Raw genomic sequence first — 15,637 nt, 5'->3', positions numbered from 1 at the left:
GCTCCCCCCTGGACCCGGCAGTTGCTTCGCGGGTTTCACCGTGCGGCCAGGACGAGGCCTGGCGCTTCGTGGAAATGGCGCGGGGCGACGGCACACGACGAGAACAAACAACCCGCCCACACACGCCATGCTGGCCGAAGCCCTCGAGCACCTGCTCACCCCCTGCCCCGCACTGGCCCGCAAGCTGGGGCTCCTGCGCGAATCCGTGGCCATCGGCGCGCGCCACCGCCGCTGCCGCGCGGCCTGGCGGCCCCACCTGGAGCGCTGCCGCGCCCGCATCCTGGAGGCCGCCGGGGCCTGCCAAGGCCGCGACACCGCCCTGATCCTGGGCTCCGGCCGCCTGCTGGACATCCCCCTGGACGAGTTGGCCGCCCGCTTCCGCCGCGTGGTCCTGGCCGACGCCGTGCAGCCGCTCAGCGTGCGCTGGCGCGCCCGGTCCCTGCCCGGCGTGCGCCTGGACTCCGTGGATCTTACCGGCACATGGCAGGACGTTCTCCAGGGACGCCTCCCCCGCCCGGCGGTCCCCGCGCTCTATCGCGACCTCGCCCCGGACCTGACCGTCTCCGCCAACTGCCTCTCCCAGCTCCCCCTGGCCCCCCTGGAACACCTGGAAGCCCTGGAACGCTTCGAGGCCGGAGAGCTGGAAGCCTTCCGCCGCGCCGTGCTCGCAGCCCACCTGGACTGGCTCCGCGCCCTGCCCGGCGTGCGCCTGCTCCTCACGGACACGGCCTGGCCCCCTGGGCCGCGCGGGGAAGACCCCCTGCCCGGCCTCGCCCTCCCCGACCCCCTGGACGCCTGGGACTGGCCCGTGGCCCCGCGCCCGGAAATCCACGCGGACCGCGACGTGGTGCACCGCGTGGGCGCTTTCCTGCTGCGCGGCTGACCGTCCGCCCCGCTTGCGTCCGGCGGAATTCTCCCGCCATCCCGCACTTTCTGCCCACATAGCGCTATGTGGGTGGATTTCCCCGCGCGCCTGGCGATAATCGCCCCCGACCCTGGCAAGGAGCGTCGATGGCGAGATCAAGCGTCAAGCACCGCACCGTGAACACCACCGCCGTCACCTTCGACGGCGGGCTGGACCTTTCCCAAGGCCCCGAGGCCCTGGCTCCCAACCAGCTCTCGGAGGCACGCAACATGTACTACGAGGAGGCGCGCAACGTCCTGGCTACGAGGCCCGGGCTGGTCTGCGCCGCAGAACCGCCCCCCGGCGGCCCGGACATCACGGCCCTGCACTGGTACGAGAAGGACGCCCTCACCGGCTGCCTCGTGGCCGCCACGGCGGACGGCAAGCTCCACAGCCTGGACGAGTCCGTCTCGCCCCCGGCCTGGCGGCACGTGGCCGACCTGGACCAGCAGGGCGTCACTCCGGGGTTGTGCACCTTCCACGGCAGGCTGGTGATCGCAGACGGCGGCCCCTGCCTGCGCGCCTGGGACGGGGAGGACGTGGAGGATCTGGAGGGCTCGCCCTCGGCCTCGGCCGTGGCCGAGATCGGCGGACGCCTCGCGGCCAACTCCGCCCAGGACCTGGACGGCGTGGTTCTGAGCGGCCCCTTCGACGAAACCGACTGGGACATCGCCGAAGGCGGCGCGATCTTCTTGCGCGCGGGCTACGGCGACGGACTGCGGGTGACGGGCTTCGGAGTCATCGGGCAGGACCTGCTGGTCTTCAAGGCCGGAGATTCGGGCAAGCGCATCATGCGCCTCCAGACGGCAGGACCGTCCTCGGGCTGGGGCCTCACCCAGCTCTCGCGCAACCTCACGGCCCACTCGGGGCACTGCGTGGAGCACGTGGGCAACAACCTGCTCTTCGCTGGTCCCGGAGGCATCTTCGACCTGGCAGGCGTGCAGCAGTACGGCGACCTCCAGGTGGGCGGCGCTGGCCGCCCCGTGAACCCCTCGCTGGGCGGCAAGCGCGTGGCCTCCATGCGCTTCCTGCCCCGGCTGGCCGTGCTCCTGGCCTTCGTGGAGGGCGATTCCCAGGTGCTGGTCTACCACCCCCACAACTCGGCCTGGACCCGGCTGGACTTCCAGGGCCTCTTCCTGGGCGCGTGCTGCCAGGCCGGAGAGCGCATCTTCCTGGCGGGCCGGGGCGGCCGTCTCTACCGCCTGGGCCTGGGCGAATCGCGCGACGAGGTCCAGCCCGGGGACTTCGCGCCCATCAAGGGCCTGGTGCGCTCCAAGATGTTCACGGCTCCGGGCGAGATGATCCTGCGTTCCGTCCGCCTGGACTTCGAGGCCCTCACCCCTGGGCAGGGCACGCTCCAGGCGCTGGGCGCGGACCAGGTGAGCCCCGTGACGCTCTACTCCTGGCAGGCCGACCCCGGCCTGGGCAGGCTCGCGGACGCCGACGCCCCGCTGGAACAGGCCTCGCAGCCCCTCGGGGCCTCGTCGGAAACCCAGGACGTGACCCGCGCGCGCGTGCGCGACCGGGCCTTGTCCTTCCAGATCACCACCACCGCCGGACGCATCCGGCTCCGGCAGTGCCTGGCCGAGATGGCCCTGGCCGCCGGTTAACCAAGAGGAGAATCCCCATGGACTACAACGGACCTTCCACTTTCGGCCTCATGCAGTCGCACATCTTCGCCAACCAGAACAACGTGGACCCCTACGGCAAGGCCTCCTTCCTGAGCGACGCCCAATGGTGGGGCAACAAGGCCCAGGCCCCGGCCAACACCCAATGGAACGCGCCGGCCTACCAGAGCTTCAACTACCAGAAGTACGCCCCCGGCTCCGATCCCTCCTACAAAACCTACGCCCAGGCCGCGCCCGACTACAAGGGCTTCCGGGACGGCGACTACGACCGCTACGAACTCTCGCTCAAGGCGCCCGGCGAGCGCGCGGCCCGGTCGGCCTACGAGACGGCGAAGCGCGACCTGACCGACGCCTACTCCTCCCGGGGGCTCTACGGTTCCAGCCAGTTCACCCGCCAGATGGACGATCAGGTCACGGGGAGCTACATGGACGTCCTGGCCGACAACGCGGCCAACGCCGCAGCGCGGCGCTACGACTTCCAGGCCCAGGACCAGCGCTACGCCCAGGACCAGGCCATGGCAGCCTGGCAGGCGCGCATGCAGGAGAACAACGCCTCCAACCAGATGGCCTACAACGTCTGGCAGAACCGCCTCTCCGAGAACCAGCAGATGAACAACCTGCTCTTCCAGGACAACTCCCAGGCCAACGACTGGAACTGGAACGCCTCCACCGCCCAACGCGACTGGAACGACGGCATGGCCCAGCGCCAGGTGAACTACAACAACATGATGGCCCAAAGCCTCCAGGACTGGAACATGCAACGACTTGCCTGGGACACCCAGCAGAACGATGCGGCCTGGAACCGCACCTGGGGCATCTGGTCCGGCGTGGACCCCGAGATGGAGCGCTGGCAGAAGAAAATGATGCGCGAACAGGCCGATGCCATGGAACAGAAGAACAACGGACCGGGAGCCTTGGGGCTTATCACCACCGGCATCAGCACCCTGGGGGGCTTCATGTCCGGCGGCGGGAGTCTTCTCTCCGGGCTCAAGGGGATCCTGTAGCCATCTCCCCCGGAGGGTGAACGACGACGCGTCGGCACTCGTGCCGATGCGTCCATTTCCGTACGGGCGGCCCGAGAGGGCCGCCCGCTACCGGCCTGCCGCGACCGCAGGCAGCAGTGGAGTCCAGGCGTTGCGCCGTAAGGGGCGCTTCAGCATACCCGCAGAGGCGCACGGAAGGGACGGAAGGAGTCTAGCGCCAGGGCTACTTGGCCTCCAGCCCCATCACCTTGAGGGCTTCCGCCACAGGCACGAAGAAGTTCAGACCCTCCGCTTCCTGCTTGTTGTACCCCCAGGAACACATCCCCACCAGCCGGCCCTGCGCATCCACCAGAGGGCCGCCGCTGTTGCCGTGGTTCACCGTGGTGTCGCTTTGCAGCCAGCGGCTACCGTTTTTCCTGTATCTGTAGCTGCTCACCACGCCCTTGCTCACGGTCCCCTGCAGCTTGATATCATTCGGAGCGCCGATGGCGTAGACGTCCGTGCCGACGGGCAGATCATCGAGGCGCACCCGCAGGCCGCCCAGGGGCGGGGCATCCACCTGGACCATGGCCACGTCCTGCTTGAGGTCGGACTTCAGCACCCGCCCTTCGGCCTTGACGCCGTTGGCATAGATCACCCTCATGGTTTTCGCGTCGCCCACCACGTGGTCGTTGGTCAGAATCAGGCCGGAGTCGCCCACCAGGTAGCCCGAGCCATGCGAACTGCCGCGCTGCAGGACCACCACGCGCTTTTGCGCCTCCGGCACGCTGCTCTTGTAGTCGGCCTTGGCCAACGGGACCGTGGCGGAGGCGGGCTCGTCGCCCCCTGCCCGAAAGTCGCTGGACGATTCCTCGCGAGCCGCCCCCTCCTTGGGCATGACGAGCTTGTGGAAGGTCTTGTCCGCCAGCAACCCGCGCACGGCGCTGCTGAACGCCTGGAACATGGCTTCCTGGTCGTTGTTGCCGGTGAACTTCAACGTGACGGCTCCCGACGTGAACACCCGGTGGAGAACCTTTCGCTCCATGGTATCGTAGATCTGCCACTCCACGGAGACGGACGCGGCGGCGGTGCCGCCGTCCATTTCGTAGTTCCAGGCCTCCGCAAAGGTCGGGTAGCAGACGTTGAACACCACATCGGTGACTTTGCCGCCGATGGCGATGTCCACGGCCCCGCGTTCCTCGAAGAGATTCTCCGGATCGCCGACGACCTTGTAGTTCGCCTGCTTCAGTTCATCGTAGAAGATGGCGGTCCACTCTTCGTCGGTGATCTTGCGCCGGTTCGCGTTCCACAGGATGTCGGACCGGCGTCGGCACGCCACGCCACCCTTGAGTTCGCCGACCTTGGTCCCCCGGGATATCTTGGAGACAACCTTTTGCAGGCCGATGGCCTTGGATACCACCCCGTCCGGAACATCGATGGCTTTGTGATCGCGGGTCTCTATTTTGGGAGCTCCGCATCCTGTCAGAAAGGGGAGGACCAGCAAGAACGTACACATCGTCCAATACAGAGGGCGCATGATCACCTCACACTCTTGATGTCGCCCTCTTGATATCCGCTTCGCCCCGAGCCGTCAAGCACAGCACACCAACTATTCGTATCAACCCTTGCCCCTGGAATAGGCCATCCGTCCGCCAGCGAACCATGCGATACGCAATCCGTGCCGGAAAACGGCATGCCCAAGCCAATCGACTGACCGCAGACAGGGGGGCGAACCCCTTCAAATGATCCATGATGTGAATTCCACCCGGCGCACACTACGGCCATGAGACACCATGCGACAGGCATGCCGCAACATGCCGCGCCTCGAACCAAAACACGCAAACGCATGAGGATTTCCGGTATCCGTTCGTTCCATCCGGCTTCTCCTGCTGGTCCTCGCCTATGCCTTTGCTGCCTGATGCGCGTCCGAGGGCTTCAAGCACTCCCCCAAACCCTGCCCCAGGGCAACGACCGTCCCGCCCTGCCCGCCGCGCCCGGGGCGGCTTTCGTCAGCTCTCCCGCGCGGCTCAGCCACGTTCGCCAGTCAGTTCGCGCAGGGCGTCCCGGGCGATCCAGCGCGCAGGGGGCGAGCCCTGCTCCAGGAGCCGCAGGGCCGTGGCCTCGGCGTGCCCGCGCAGCAGGGGCGAACGCTTGCCCAGCTGGCGCAGGGCCCAGTTCACGGCCTTCTTCACGAAGTTGCGCGGGTCGCCCGCGTGGGCCTCGATGAGCGTGAAAAACCGCAGGAACTCCTCGTCCGGGACCTTCTTGTGGTGCACGGCCAGCTGCGCGATCAGCGAGAACCCCGCGCGGCGCACGAACTCCTCCTGCCGCGCCGCCCACGCCGGGGCCAGCTCCCAGGCCAGGGGCGAGCGCGCCACGAGCTTGTTGCAGAGCTGGTCCGTCAGGTCCCAGGAGTCCAGGTCCAGCGCCCAGCGCTCCAGCTGCCCCCTGTCCGCCAGGCGGGGGTCGTCGACCATGCAGGCCAGGATGCGCGCCTCGTGAAGCCCGGCGTCCCAAAGGGCCAGGGCCAGGAGGTGGTCGCCCCGGTGGGCGCGGGCCAGGGGGCGCAGGGGGGCCATGCCCACCCCGGCGGCGCGAGCCGTGTTGATGCCGAAGCGCGCCATGCCTGCGCGGTTGCGTTCGCTTCCCATGGTCCTCAAGGTCCGGGCCAGATCCCGGGCCGTGGTTTCCGCTTGCGTCATGATGGCTCCCTGGCTGGTCAGCGAGGCGCTGGACCGCGTCGCGCGCCGGGCTGCCAGCGCGGGTGATCGGGGCGGCCAGCTAGGCCGCGAGCCAGTAGACCACGCCCACGGCCACCAGGCTCGCGGCCCGGAAGGCCTGGTTGTGCACGATGAGCCGCATGGCCAGGGCCGGGCGGAAGATGCCCGCGTAGTAGGGGAACTGGTGGCGGAAGGCCCGCACGGGCGTGGAGAGGATGTTGCCCGCCAGCAGCGCCAGCACCACCTCCTTCACGGGCAGCTCCCCGGCGCCCAGGAGCGCCCCGGCAGCCGCCAGACCCGCCGTGAACTCCGCCGCCATGCCGAAGACCACGATGGAGGCCGCCTTGGGCGAGAGCCAGTCCATGAAGGACAGGCGCTCGGCCACGAAGCGCTCGGCCGCCGCGAAGAATCCCGCCTGGTTGAGCCAGGCCATGGCCGCGTAGATGGGCACTGTGATCAGGCAGATCTTCACGATGCGCCGCTTGAAGCGCCGCCAGCTCTTGGCAAGGGCCTCGCGCCAGGTGGGGCCGCGCTCGGGCAGGCGGCACTCCAGGCAGTCCTCCGGGGGCCTGGGCAGGAGCGCCCTCCCTGCGGCCACGATGCCCGCCGAGCGCAGCACCGCCGCCCCCAGGGTGAGCCCCACGTAGACGAAGGCCGCCGGGCCGATGAAAGGCCCCGCCACCAGGAGCATGGTGGGCAGGTGCAGGAAGTAGGTGGGCAGCGAGTTGAAGAGGTTGGCCAGGATGAGCTCGCGGTCGTTCAGCGTGCCGTCGCGGTGGGCCTCGGCCAGCATGGTGTTGGCGGCCATGCCCGAGAAGAAGGCCAGGGTGAAGCTGGCCCCGGTGACGTCGCGCATGTGCCCGGCGCGCACCAGGGGGCGGGCGAAGCGGGCCAGGGAGCGGGTCCAGTTGAGGGTTTCCAGGAGGTTGGCCAGAAGAAGGCTCACGCAGAGCCCGGCCAGGAGCTTCGCCAGGGGCCAGGCGTGCTGGGCCGCGAACTGTTCGAGGGTCATGGCCAGGGGAGATACGCCCTCGCGGGGCGCTTGCCAACCCGGGAGGCGTAGCGTGCCCCGGCCGGAGCAAGGGTTCCGCCGCAAGCGGACGAGGCGTTTGGTGCAGCGCCTGGCCCGGGCGTCCGGGCTTTTTCAGGCGCACTCATCAGCCCGCAGCGTCCGACGCCGCCGTGGCGGTCGGGGCGGGCCTTTGGTCAGCGTCCGGCCACGGGCAGCCCCCGGCTGGTGAAGGAGATGCCCTGCTGGGCCGAGGTGCCGATCATCACGGCCTCCACAAGGAGCGGGCTCGCGGGCTCCTCGGCGCTCCAGCGCACCAGGAAGTTGGCCCCCGAGCCGCCGGTCACGTCGGTCTGGCCCACGATGAACTCAGCCGTGGCCAGGGGCTCCAGCACCATGGGCTTCTCCAGGTGGCGCTTCACCAGTCTGCCCGCGGTGTCGTAGTAGTCCACCTCCAGCAGGCGCACGGCGCGCGCGGGGTCGGTGTTGCGCGCGGAGAGGGTGATGGTCAGGTCGATGGGCCGGGTCTTGATGCCGTGGTAGATGTGGGAATAGCAGGGCACGTAAAGGGTCTGGCCCTTGGAGGGGCCGCCCGCCCGGGCGGGGGCGGCCAGCAGGGCAAGAGCCAGGACGAGCGCCGCCAGCGCGGCGCGGGGCGGAAAGCCGGAACGCGGGGCCATGGCGCAAGCCTCCGTGTCAGCGTTTGACCGTCTCGGCCTTGAGGATCACCACGGACTCCACGGGCACGTCGGCCAGTCCGGCGCGCATGCCGGTGGGCACGGCCTTGATGGCGTCCACCACTTCCTTGCCTTCCACCACCTTGCCGAACACGGCGTAGCCCCAGCCGTTGGGGGTCTTGCCGGAGTGGTCGAGCTGGCGGTTGTCCTTGACGTTGATGAAGAACTGCGAAGTGGCCGAGTCCGGGACGGGCGTGCGGGCCATGGCGATGGAGTAGGCCTCGTTCTTGAGCCCGTTGTCGGCCTCGTTCTTGATGGGCGGGCGTCCCTGTTTGGGCTGGAGGTTCTTGTCCATGCCGCCGCCCTGGATCATGAAGCCGTTGATCACGCGGTGGAAGACGAGCCCGTCGTAGAAGCCCTCCTTCACGTAGGCCAGGAAGTTGGCCACGGTCTGTGGGGCCTTGTCGGGGTAGAGTTCCAGGACGATGGCGCCCTTGGAGGTGGTCAGGGCCACGTAGTCCCTGTTCTGGGCAGCGGCCGGTCCGGCCCAGGAGAGGGCCAGAAGGGCCGCGAGGAGGACCGTCAGGACCGGAAAGCTCTTGCGCTGCATGATCGATCACCTCGGGGAAGATGGTTGGGCCGCCCAGGGCGCGACCATAGCCCAGGCGCCGCCGGGACGGAAGCCCCGGGAGGCCCCTCGCGTCATTTGTAGAAGCGGTCGTTGTCCTGCATGTCCATCCACATGGCCGAGAGCAGCGACTGGAAGCCGTTGATGGACAAAAAGGCGAAGATGAGCAGGGACACGCTGGTCCAGGACCGCCCGGCGATGAACTCCCCCAGCAGGCGCATGCCCAGCCCCCCCGCCAGGAAGAGCAGCAGGAAGGAGAGGTGGTAGAGCACGAAGATGGGGTGGAAATCCTTGAAAAGGTACTTGATCCACAGCCGCTTGAAGAAGCTCTTGCACAGAAGCCAGGACACGGTGGGGATCACCTTGCCGATCTTCATCTTGGAGCTTTCGCCCACGTCGTACACGGGCTTGATCTCCACCTCGCGAAGGGTGCAGAAGGCGATGTTGAGCTTCACGAGCATGTCGTTGGGCATGCCGTAGCTGGGATAGATCTGGTGGATGCGGATGGCCTCCAGGGCCTTGCGCGAGATGGCGGTGTAGCCCGTCTGGGTGTCGGAGACGCGCCAGTAGCCCGAGGCGATCTTGGTGAGCATGGAGAGCACCGAGTTGCCCAGGTAGCGGATCTTGGGGATCACCAGCCAGGCCGAACGGTGGATGAGGCGGTTGCCCTTCACGTAGTCGATGTTCTCGGCCACCACGGGCATGCAGATGCTTTCGAGCTCGTCGGGGTCCATCTGGCCGTCGCCGGCCATGACGGCGGTGCAGTCGATGCGCAGGTCCTTGCAGAACTTGTAGCCGCGCGCGATGGCTGAGCCCACGCCCCCGTTGACCAGGTTGTTGATGAGGATCACCCGGTCGCTCTCCGGGGTCTTGTTGACCACCTCCGAGGGCAGGAAGAAGTCGATTTCCTTTTTGTTCAGCGTGCGCAGCACCCGTTCGGCCTTGTTGTAGGGCGTGGCGGTCAGCGGTTCGCAGCCCTCGCCCCGGCATGCGGAGACCTGGTTGTGCCCGGCCATGTAGTCGCGCACGATCTCCGCCGTACGGTCCTTGGAGCAGTCGTTGACCACCACGATGCGGTCCACGAACGCAGGCATGGTCTCCAGGACCTTCAGGATCTGCGTTTCCTCGTTGTAGGCCGGCACGACGACGGCCACGGTCTTGCCGTGCAGCATGGATGCCTCTCCGGATGCCCGCGCGGGTTCAAGGCTGTCCGCGCGCGCCTGGGATTCGATCGACGCGGGAATCTATCCGGTTTCCAGGGCGCTGGCAACGCCGACCGGTTGACACCGGAGGCCCTTGCCCCTACCTCTGCGCCATCGCAAGCCCCACGCGCAGGAGCCACGCCATGACCGCACCCGCCCCCAGGAAAATCAACATCGGAGCAGGCATCTCCTGGGCCCGTCCCGGCTGGGACGTGCTCGACGGCCAGGCCGGGGCCTACCGCGAACCGTGGCAGCATCACGGCAAGGTCTGGAAAACGCGCCTGCCCTCCGGCGTCTACGACGTGGTCTACACCTCCCACACGCTGGAGCACGTCCCCCACTTCAAAATCGAGCAGTCCATGGCCGAGATCAACCGGATCATGCGCCCGGGCGGCCTGCTGCGCATCAGCGTCCCGGACCTGGAGAAGGCCGCCAGGGCCTACCTGGAGAAGGACAGAAGCTACTTCCTCAACGAGGACACCATCCACCCCGCGGACCACCTGGGCTTCGGGAGCTTGCTCATGAACCAGGTGATCTCCCCGGGCCACCAGACCCTGGCCTTCGACTCCTCCCTGGAGCCGCTGGGCTCCTATGCCCACACCTACAACTACGATTTCGAGATGCTGCGCATCCTCCTGGAGAAGTGGGGCTTCGGCGAAGTGGTCCGCTCGGCCTACCGCGAATCCTCCCTGGAGGAGTTGCGCGAGCCCTACGCCATCGAGCATGGGGGAACGCGCCACGAGGTCACCGACCCCCGCGCGCGCGCCCTGACCAAGACCACCCGGGATTTCCGCTTCGTCGGCTTCGACAACAAGCCCGTCATCTCGCTCTATGTGGAGGCCCGCAAGGTCCGCGAAGCGCCCTACAGCCTCAAGGCCGAGTTCCCCTACAACCGCAACGCGCGCCTGGACGCCGAGCACGCCTGGAAGCTCAAGGCCCTGGGCCTGCGCCTGGCGAGCCGCGCCGTGGACGCACTGCACGAGGCCTACCGCAGGCTCAAGCGCCTGACCGGCCGGGCCTGACCGGCCCGCCCGGCTTGCGGCCGGTCATCACCACCTCCTCCCGGAATCGCCTGGGCAGAAGGGCGCGCACGGCCCCGGACAGCACCCGGTCGAGCCCGCCCCGGTAAGCCCCGATGGAAAGATAGTCCACCCCCGCCACCTCAAGCCCCGCGCGCGTCAGGGCCTTGGCCGTCCAGGCGGCGCTCAGGGGCGCATGCCAGGGGAGTTCCTTCCTCCCGGCGACCCGGCGCTTGAGAAAAAGCGCCGGAGTGACCAGGGAATACAGGTTGGGAAACACCAGATGGATGTGCCCCCCCGGCGCGAGCACGCGGGAGGCTTCCGCCAGGAAGGCCTCCACGTCGGGCAGATGCTCGATGAGCAGCACGGCCGTCACCGTGTTGCATGCCGCGTCGCGCACCGGCAGGCCCACGGCGCTGCCCTGGACGCACCCCGGCTCGCCACGGAGCAGGGATTCGTACGACAGGTCCACCCCGTGCACGCCGCTCCCGAGCCGGGAGCGCAGGCTGGCCACCAGGCGCCCCCTGCCGCACCCCACGTCCAGGAGCGGCGCATCGAGACTCCCAAAGCGCGAGAAACACTCCAGAAATGCGGCCACGAATCCGGGGGCCTCGAACCACGCGCCGCCCGTTCCCTTCCATACCGCCTCCCAGGGCGCCTTGTGCGAGGCCGCATCAGCGCGCATCGGCCACGCCCCGCTCGAAGAGCCCGTACACCGGGGGGGAGGGATCGAGCGACCCCAGCAGCGACAGCCGCCCGGGCGGCAGCACCTTGGACAGCAGGATGAACAGCTGGCTGATGTGCACGAGGTTCGGGTCCGGAATGCCCGGAAGCTCCAGGCGGTTCACCGGGCGCAGGCCGTAGGCCCTGGATGCCTCGGCGGTCACCGGATGGTAGCGCCGCAGGTTCCAGTGCAGCCAGGCGCTCGCGCCCGTCGACTCCGGGGCGATGGCCGCAGGAGCCCCCTCGCCGCGGGAGATGTCCACGCAGCGGGCCACTTCGGCGTAATAGGCCGCGCTCAGGGCCAGGGCAACGCAGGCCGCTCCCGCGCAGACCGCCTTCAGGGCGGCGCTTCGCGCATCCAGGGCGCGGGCCACGAACACGCAGTGGCCCATGAGCAGCATGGGCGTCAGCACCCGCACGTCGCCGCTCATGGCGCCCTTGGTGGCCAGCCCGAAAAGAACAAGCGGCAGCACGGCCAGGGCCAGCTCCGCGCGCTTTCTGGCCAGGAACAGGCCCGCCAGGCCCAGGGGCGTCAGCACGGCGAGGCTCTTGAGGGTCGACGCCACGCCCGGCCCCCGGGCGAACTCCCCCTGCAGCCGGGAGGACTTGAGGAAGAACTGCTCGAAAAACGTCACATGGGGCATGACCCCCGCATCGTCTTTCCAGAAGGCCAGCTGCAGCACCAGCTCCACCGCGAGCCAAGCCCCCAGGACGCCCAGAAAGGCCCGGGCGCAGGCCCGCCAGTCCAAGGGCCTGTCCACCAGCAGGAAGAGCCCGAGACAACCGAGCAGGATCAGGCTCAGCCCGTGGGACAGAAACGACAGGGTCATGCACGCGAACGCAAGGCCCGTCCGCCCCTGGACGTACTGGTTGAACGCGCAGCAGGCGAAGGCCATCTGGAGCACGTGCGGCTGGTAGGCGAACCCCTGGAAGACGAAGTACGGGCTCAAGAGCAGGCCGGAAACCATCACGAAGAGCGGCTTGTCCGGCGGATCGAGGGCGTGGGCCATCTGGACCAGGCTCGCCAGGAGCAGCGCGAGGCTGACCGCGAGGTGGAGCCCCACAGGGGCCGGGTCCGCCAGCTTGAGCGTGGCCAGATAAAGGAAGAACACCGGGCGCTCGTCCGTGACCGCCGTGGAGGCGATCATGGTCGCCGTTCCGCCGGAGTCGATCCCCAGCCGGTCACGGGCGTAGTCCCCGAGCGCTCCGGGATCGCCCGAGAACAGCAGGCGTTTGAAGGCCTCCGCGCTCAGGTCGTATTTGACCCCGTCGCTGCTCTCCTGGTATTTTCCCGCGTACAGCGCCCAGACCAGGGCGTAGCCCAGCGTCAGCACGACCAAGGCCGTCCGCCAAGTCACCCTGCCGGGGGATGTCCGCTGCTCGATTCTCATGTTCGGCCTCTCCTGCCTGCTGTCGGCGTCTGACGCCTCTTCCGGACGGAAGGCAGGTGCATAGGGCTCCAGGCCCCCCTCCTGTCAAGGGGACGGCCCCGAAATCATCCGGCGGCACGGCGCGCCGTCTTGACCTGCCGCCCCCATGCCTGCCATAGGGGTTCCCGGCGCGACCCGAGCGTGCTGCCGATCCCGGCACGCGCCGCGCGCCCACAACCCACGCCATGAATCCCTCAAGACGCCGCATCGCCACCATCCAGGTGGACATCGACCCTTTCTGGTACATCGCCTCCTGCTATCAGGCAAATCGGGGCGTCTCGCCGGTCGAGGCGCGCACGGTCTACGAGGCCGCCATCCCCATCTTCCTCGAGGCCCTGGCCGCGCACGGGCTCAAGGCCACGTTCTTCGTGGTGGGCAAGGACATGGAGGACCCGAGGAACCTCCCCTGGCTGGAGCGCCTCCTGGCCGAGGGGCACGAACTGGCCAACCACTCCCACACCCACCGCATGGATTTCAAGCGCCTGCCCGCCCACGAGATGGCCCGCGAGGTGGACCGCTGCGCCGAACTCATGGAGCGCACGCTGGGCGTGCGGCCGACCGGGTTCAAGGCCCCGGCCTACGCCGTGAGCCCCGCCCTGCTGGAGCATCTGGAGGGCGCGGGATACCTCTACGACAGCTCCGTGCACCCCAACCTGGCCATCCCCCTGGTCAAGATGGTGCAGACCTTCTGGCTGCGCTACGAGAAGGGCCGCAGCGAATTCGGCTCGCTGGCCAGCCTGCGCGCCCCCCTGGCCCCCTACCATCCGGCGGCGGGCGAGCCCTACGCGCTGGGGGCCATGCGCCTCGTGGAGGCGCCCACCAGCACCATGCCCCTGCTGCGCCTGCCCTTCCATTTCTCCTTCGTCAATGTTTCGACCCTCGGGCTCTACCGGCTCGGCATCGCCCTGCACAAGCTCGCCGGGCCGGGCGTGGTCAACTACGCCTTCCACGCCGTGGACGTGCTGGACAGGAGCGACGTCCCCTCCTGCATCGCGCAGCGCCCCGGCATGGCCAGATCCCGCCGTCGCAAGCGCGCCCAAATGGACAGCATCCTGGCCGATCTCGCGGCCTCCTTCGAAGTGCTCACCACCCGGGGGCTCGTGGAGTCCCTGGAGGGCGGCCGTGCCTGACGCGCGCCTGCTGCGTCGGCTTGCGCCCCTGCTGGGCCTCGTGCTCTTCGCGTGGGTGCTCTGGCGCATCGGCCCGGAGAAGGTGATCGGGTCCGTGCTCCATGCCGACGCCGCCCGGCTGGCCCTCGGGCAATCCATGATGCTCGCGTATCTCGTGCTCAAGAACTTCCGCCACCAGGCCGTCCTGGAGGGCAAGGGCATCCGCGTCCCCCTGCGCGAGGCCTCGCTCATCTTCTTCCGCAGCTCGTTCTGGGGGTTCGTCTCCCCGGGCCGCCTGGGAGAGCTCACCCGCCTGGGCTACCTTCGCGGCCACAGCGCGTCCGTGTTCAACTCCCTGGGGGCGCTGGTGGCCGACCGGGGCGCGGACATCCTGGCCCTGGGCGGGGCCTGGACGGCTTCCGCCATCCTGGCCGTTCCCGCCCTGCGCCCTCTGGCCGCCCTGGGCGGGGCGGGGGCGCTGGCCTGCGTCCTGGCCGCCGCGCTGGCAGCGCGACGCGCCTGGCCCGACTGGATCGCCCAGGGGAGGCTCGGCTGGGCCGCAGGACGCCTGCGCGAGCTGGTCTCCCTGGGCAACAAGCCGGCCGTGGCCGCCTGGACGGCCGCCATGTGGTGCGTCTACTTCCTCGGGATGGCGCTCATGGCCTCCAGCCTGGAACTGAAGCTCGGGCCGGCGTTCCTGGTCTTCTGCGTCAGCAGCGCCAACCTCGTGTCGGTGCTGCCCGTGTCCGTGGCCGGGGTGGGCACGCGCGACGCGCTGCTCATCATGCTCTTCCGGGACGTGTCGGCGACCCCCGAGCAGGCCGTGGCCTTTTCGGCCTTCTTCCTCCTGGCCTACCTGGTGCAGATCGCCTTCTGCCTCCCCTTCTTCCTCGTGCAACCCAAGGACGGCCCGCATGCCCCCCTCTGACAAGGGCGACCCCTCCGACGGCCTGGTGCGCTTCTGGGAGCGGGAAATCCCCTACCAGCACGCCCTGCCGCGCTACTCCGCGCACATGGCCAACCGGCTCCTCGACCGTTGCGAGCCCCCCGGGGGGTGGACCGGCAAGCGCGTCCTCGACCTGGGCGCGGGCTTCGGCGAGGCCCTGCGCCACCTCATCGGCAAGGGCGCATCCGGCGTCGCCCTGGACATCGTGGAGGCCAACGCCCGGCACTGCGCGGCCTTCGCGCCCTCCGTGCTGGCCGACGTACGGGCCATCCCCCTGCGCGACGCCAGCTTCGACTTCGTCTACAGCCTGGGCGTGGTGGAACACTTCCCCGAAACCCTCGAGGCCCTGCGCGAACACCGCAGGGTGCTCAAGCCCGGCGGCGCCTGTCTCGTGGTGGTCCCCAACCTGGTCTCGCCCTACGCGGCCAGCTTCCTGTACCACTACATGCGGGGCAACTCCGTGGACCTGGCCAGCGTGGGCAAACGCTACACCCGGAGCGCCTTCCACGAGCTGGCCCTGCGCGCCGGATTCCGCCGGGCCGACGTGCGCCCCTGCTACGGGCACGCCTTCCTGCGGGTGCTGCCCTTCGGCTACAGCGAAACCGCCGCCCGGGTCTTCGAGAAGCTGACCCTCTCCGGCCGGTTCGGCCACTGGCTGGCCTGCTTCGCCTCGGGGTAGC

General features: G+C 68.9%; 15 protein-coding genes. 7 read left to right on the top strand and 8 right to left on the bottom strand.

Going from position 1 to position 15,637, the window contains the following annotated elements; translation table 11 throughout:
• From ACV4UX_RS02390 to ACV4UX_RS02380, 3 genes are all read left to right on the top strand, one after another.
• A partial coding sequence (locus ACV4UX_RS02390; RefSeq protein WP_491591736.1) for a hypothetical protein occupies nt 1-883 on the top strand: 883 nt, incomplete at its 5' end.
• Between the two features lie 128 nt (nt 884-1,011).
• A complete protein-coding gene (locus ACV4UX_RS02385) occupies nt 1,012-2,514 on the top strand; it encodes a hypothetical protein (protein WP_491591735.1) in 1,503 nt (500 codons plus the stop codon).
• Between the two features lie 17 nt (nt 2,515-2,531).
• Nucleotides 2,532-3,536 carry a hypothetical protein gene (locus tag ACV4UX_RS02380; protein WP_491591734.1) on the top strand — a complete coding sequence of 335 codons (1,005 nt, stop codon included), beginning with the start codon at nt 2,532-2,534 and terminating at the stop codon, nt 3,534-3,536.
• Between the two features lie 202 nt (nt 3,537-3,738).
• On the opposite strand, the gene ACV4UX_RS02375 is transcribed toward ACV4UX_RS02380, so the two are convergent.
• The 6 genes from ACV4UX_RS02375 to ACV4UX_RS02350 form a co-directional block, all read right to left on the bottom strand.
• Nucleotides 3,739-4,998 (bottom strand): S1C family serine protease, encoded by a 1,260-nt coding sequence (locus ACV4UX_RS02375; RefSeq protein ID WP_491591733.1) that lies wholly within the window; start codon nt 4,996-4,998, stop codon nt 3,739-3,741.
• A 523-nt stretch (nt 4,999-5,521) separates the two neighbouring features.
• On the bottom strand, nt 5,522-6,196 hold the full coding sequence (locus ACV4UX_RS02370) for a DNA alkylation repair protein (protein WP_491591732.1): 675 nt from the start codon (nt 6,194-6,196) through the stop codon (nt 5,522-5,524).
• 79 nt (nt 6,197-6,275) lie between these two features.
• A complete protein-coding gene (locus tag ACV4UX_RS02365; RefSeq protein ID WP_491591731.1) occupies nt 6,276-7,226 on the bottom strand; it encodes a hypothetical protein in 951 nt (316 codons plus the stop codon).
• Nucleotides 7,227-7,420: 194 nt separating this feature from the next.
• Nucleotides 7,421-7,903, bottom strand: coding sequence for a DUF3124 domain-containing protein (locus ACV4UX_RS02360; RefSeq protein WP_491591730.1), 483 nt, complete (start codon nt 7,901-7,903; stop codon nt 7,421-7,423).
• A 16-nt stretch (nt 7,904-7,919) separates the two neighbouring features.
• The gene (locus tag ACV4UX_RS02355; protein WP_491591729.1) at nt 7,920-8,510 is read right to left on the bottom strand and encodes a peptidylprolyl isomerase; all 591 of its coding nucleotides are present in this window, start codon (nt 8,508-8,510) and stop codon (nt 7,920-7,922) included.
• 92 nt (nt 8,511-8,602) lie between these two features.
• A complete protein-coding gene (locus tag ACV4UX_RS02350; protein WP_491591728.1) occupies nt 8,603-9,700 on the bottom strand; it encodes a glycosyltransferase family 2 protein in 1,098 nt (365 codons plus the stop codon).
• 173 nt (nt 9,701-9,873) lie between these two features.
• On the opposite strand from ACV4UX_RS02350, the gene ACV4UX_RS02345 reads away from it, so the two are divergent.
• Nucleotides 9,874-10,752 carry a class I SAM-dependent methyltransferase gene (locus ACV4UX_RS02345; protein WP_491591727.1) on the top strand — a complete coding sequence of 293 codons (879 nt, stop codon included), beginning with the start codon at nt 9,874-9,876 and terminating at the stop codon, nt 10,750-10,752.
• Here ACV4UX_RS02345 and ACV4UX_RS02340 read toward each other — a convergent pair.
• Both ACV4UX_RS02340 and ACV4UX_RS02335 read right to left on the bottom strand, forming a co-directional pair.
• Nucleotides 10,727-11,434, bottom strand: a complete 708-nt coding sequence (locus ACV4UX_RS02340) for a class I SAM-dependent methyltransferase (protein ID WP_491591726.1) — start codon at nt 11,432-11,434, stop codon at nt 10,727-10,729. The two genes, ACV4UX_RS02345 and ACV4UX_RS02340, sit on opposite strands and share 26 nt — an antisense overlap.
• Nucleotides 11,424-12,863 carry a hypothetical protein gene (locus ACV4UX_RS02335; RefSeq protein WP_491591725.1) on the bottom strand — a complete coding sequence of 480 codons (1,440 nt, stop codon included), beginning with the start codon at nt 12,861-12,863 and terminating at the stop codon, nt 11,424-11,426. The genes ACV4UX_RS02340 and ACV4UX_RS02335 overlap by 11 nt, the downstream gene beginning before the upstream one ends.
• Nucleotides 12,864-13,087: 224 nt before the next feature.
• Between ACV4UX_RS02335 and ACV4UX_RS02330 the strand changes: the two genes are divergently transcribed.
• The 3 genes from ACV4UX_RS02330 to ACV4UX_RS02320 are packed head-to-tail and all read left to right on the top strand — an operon-like array spanning nt 13,088 to nt 15,636.
• Complete coding sequence (locus tag ACV4UX_RS02330) at nt 13,088-14,032, top strand: polysaccharide deacetylase family protein (RefSeq protein WP_491591724.1); 945 nt, start codon at nt 13,088-13,090, stop codon at nt 14,030-14,032.
• Nucleotides 14,025-14,939 (top strand): lysylphosphatidylglycerol synthase transmembrane domain-containing protein, encoded by a 915-nt coding sequence (locus tag ACV4UX_RS02325; RefSeq protein WP_491591723.1) that lies wholly within the window; start codon nt 14,025-14,027, stop codon nt 14,937-14,939. Before ACV4UX_RS02330 ends, ACV4UX_RS02325 begins: the two co-directional genes overlap by 8 nt.
• Nucleotides 14,926-15,636 (top strand): class I SAM-dependent methyltransferase, encoded by a 711-nt coding sequence (locus tag ACV4UX_RS02320; RefSeq protein WP_491591722.1) that lies wholly within the window; start codon nt 14,926-14,928, stop codon nt 15,634-15,636. Before ACV4UX_RS02325 ends, ACV4UX_RS02320 begins: the two co-directional genes overlap by 14 nt.
• The last annotated feature ends 1 nt before the right edge of the window (nt 15,637 follow it).

It is taken from the genome of Fundidesulfovibrio sp. (assembly GCF_058402725.1).
Note: the sequence above shows the minus strand (reverse complement) of the source record. Positions and strands in the feature narration are given on the sequence as shown.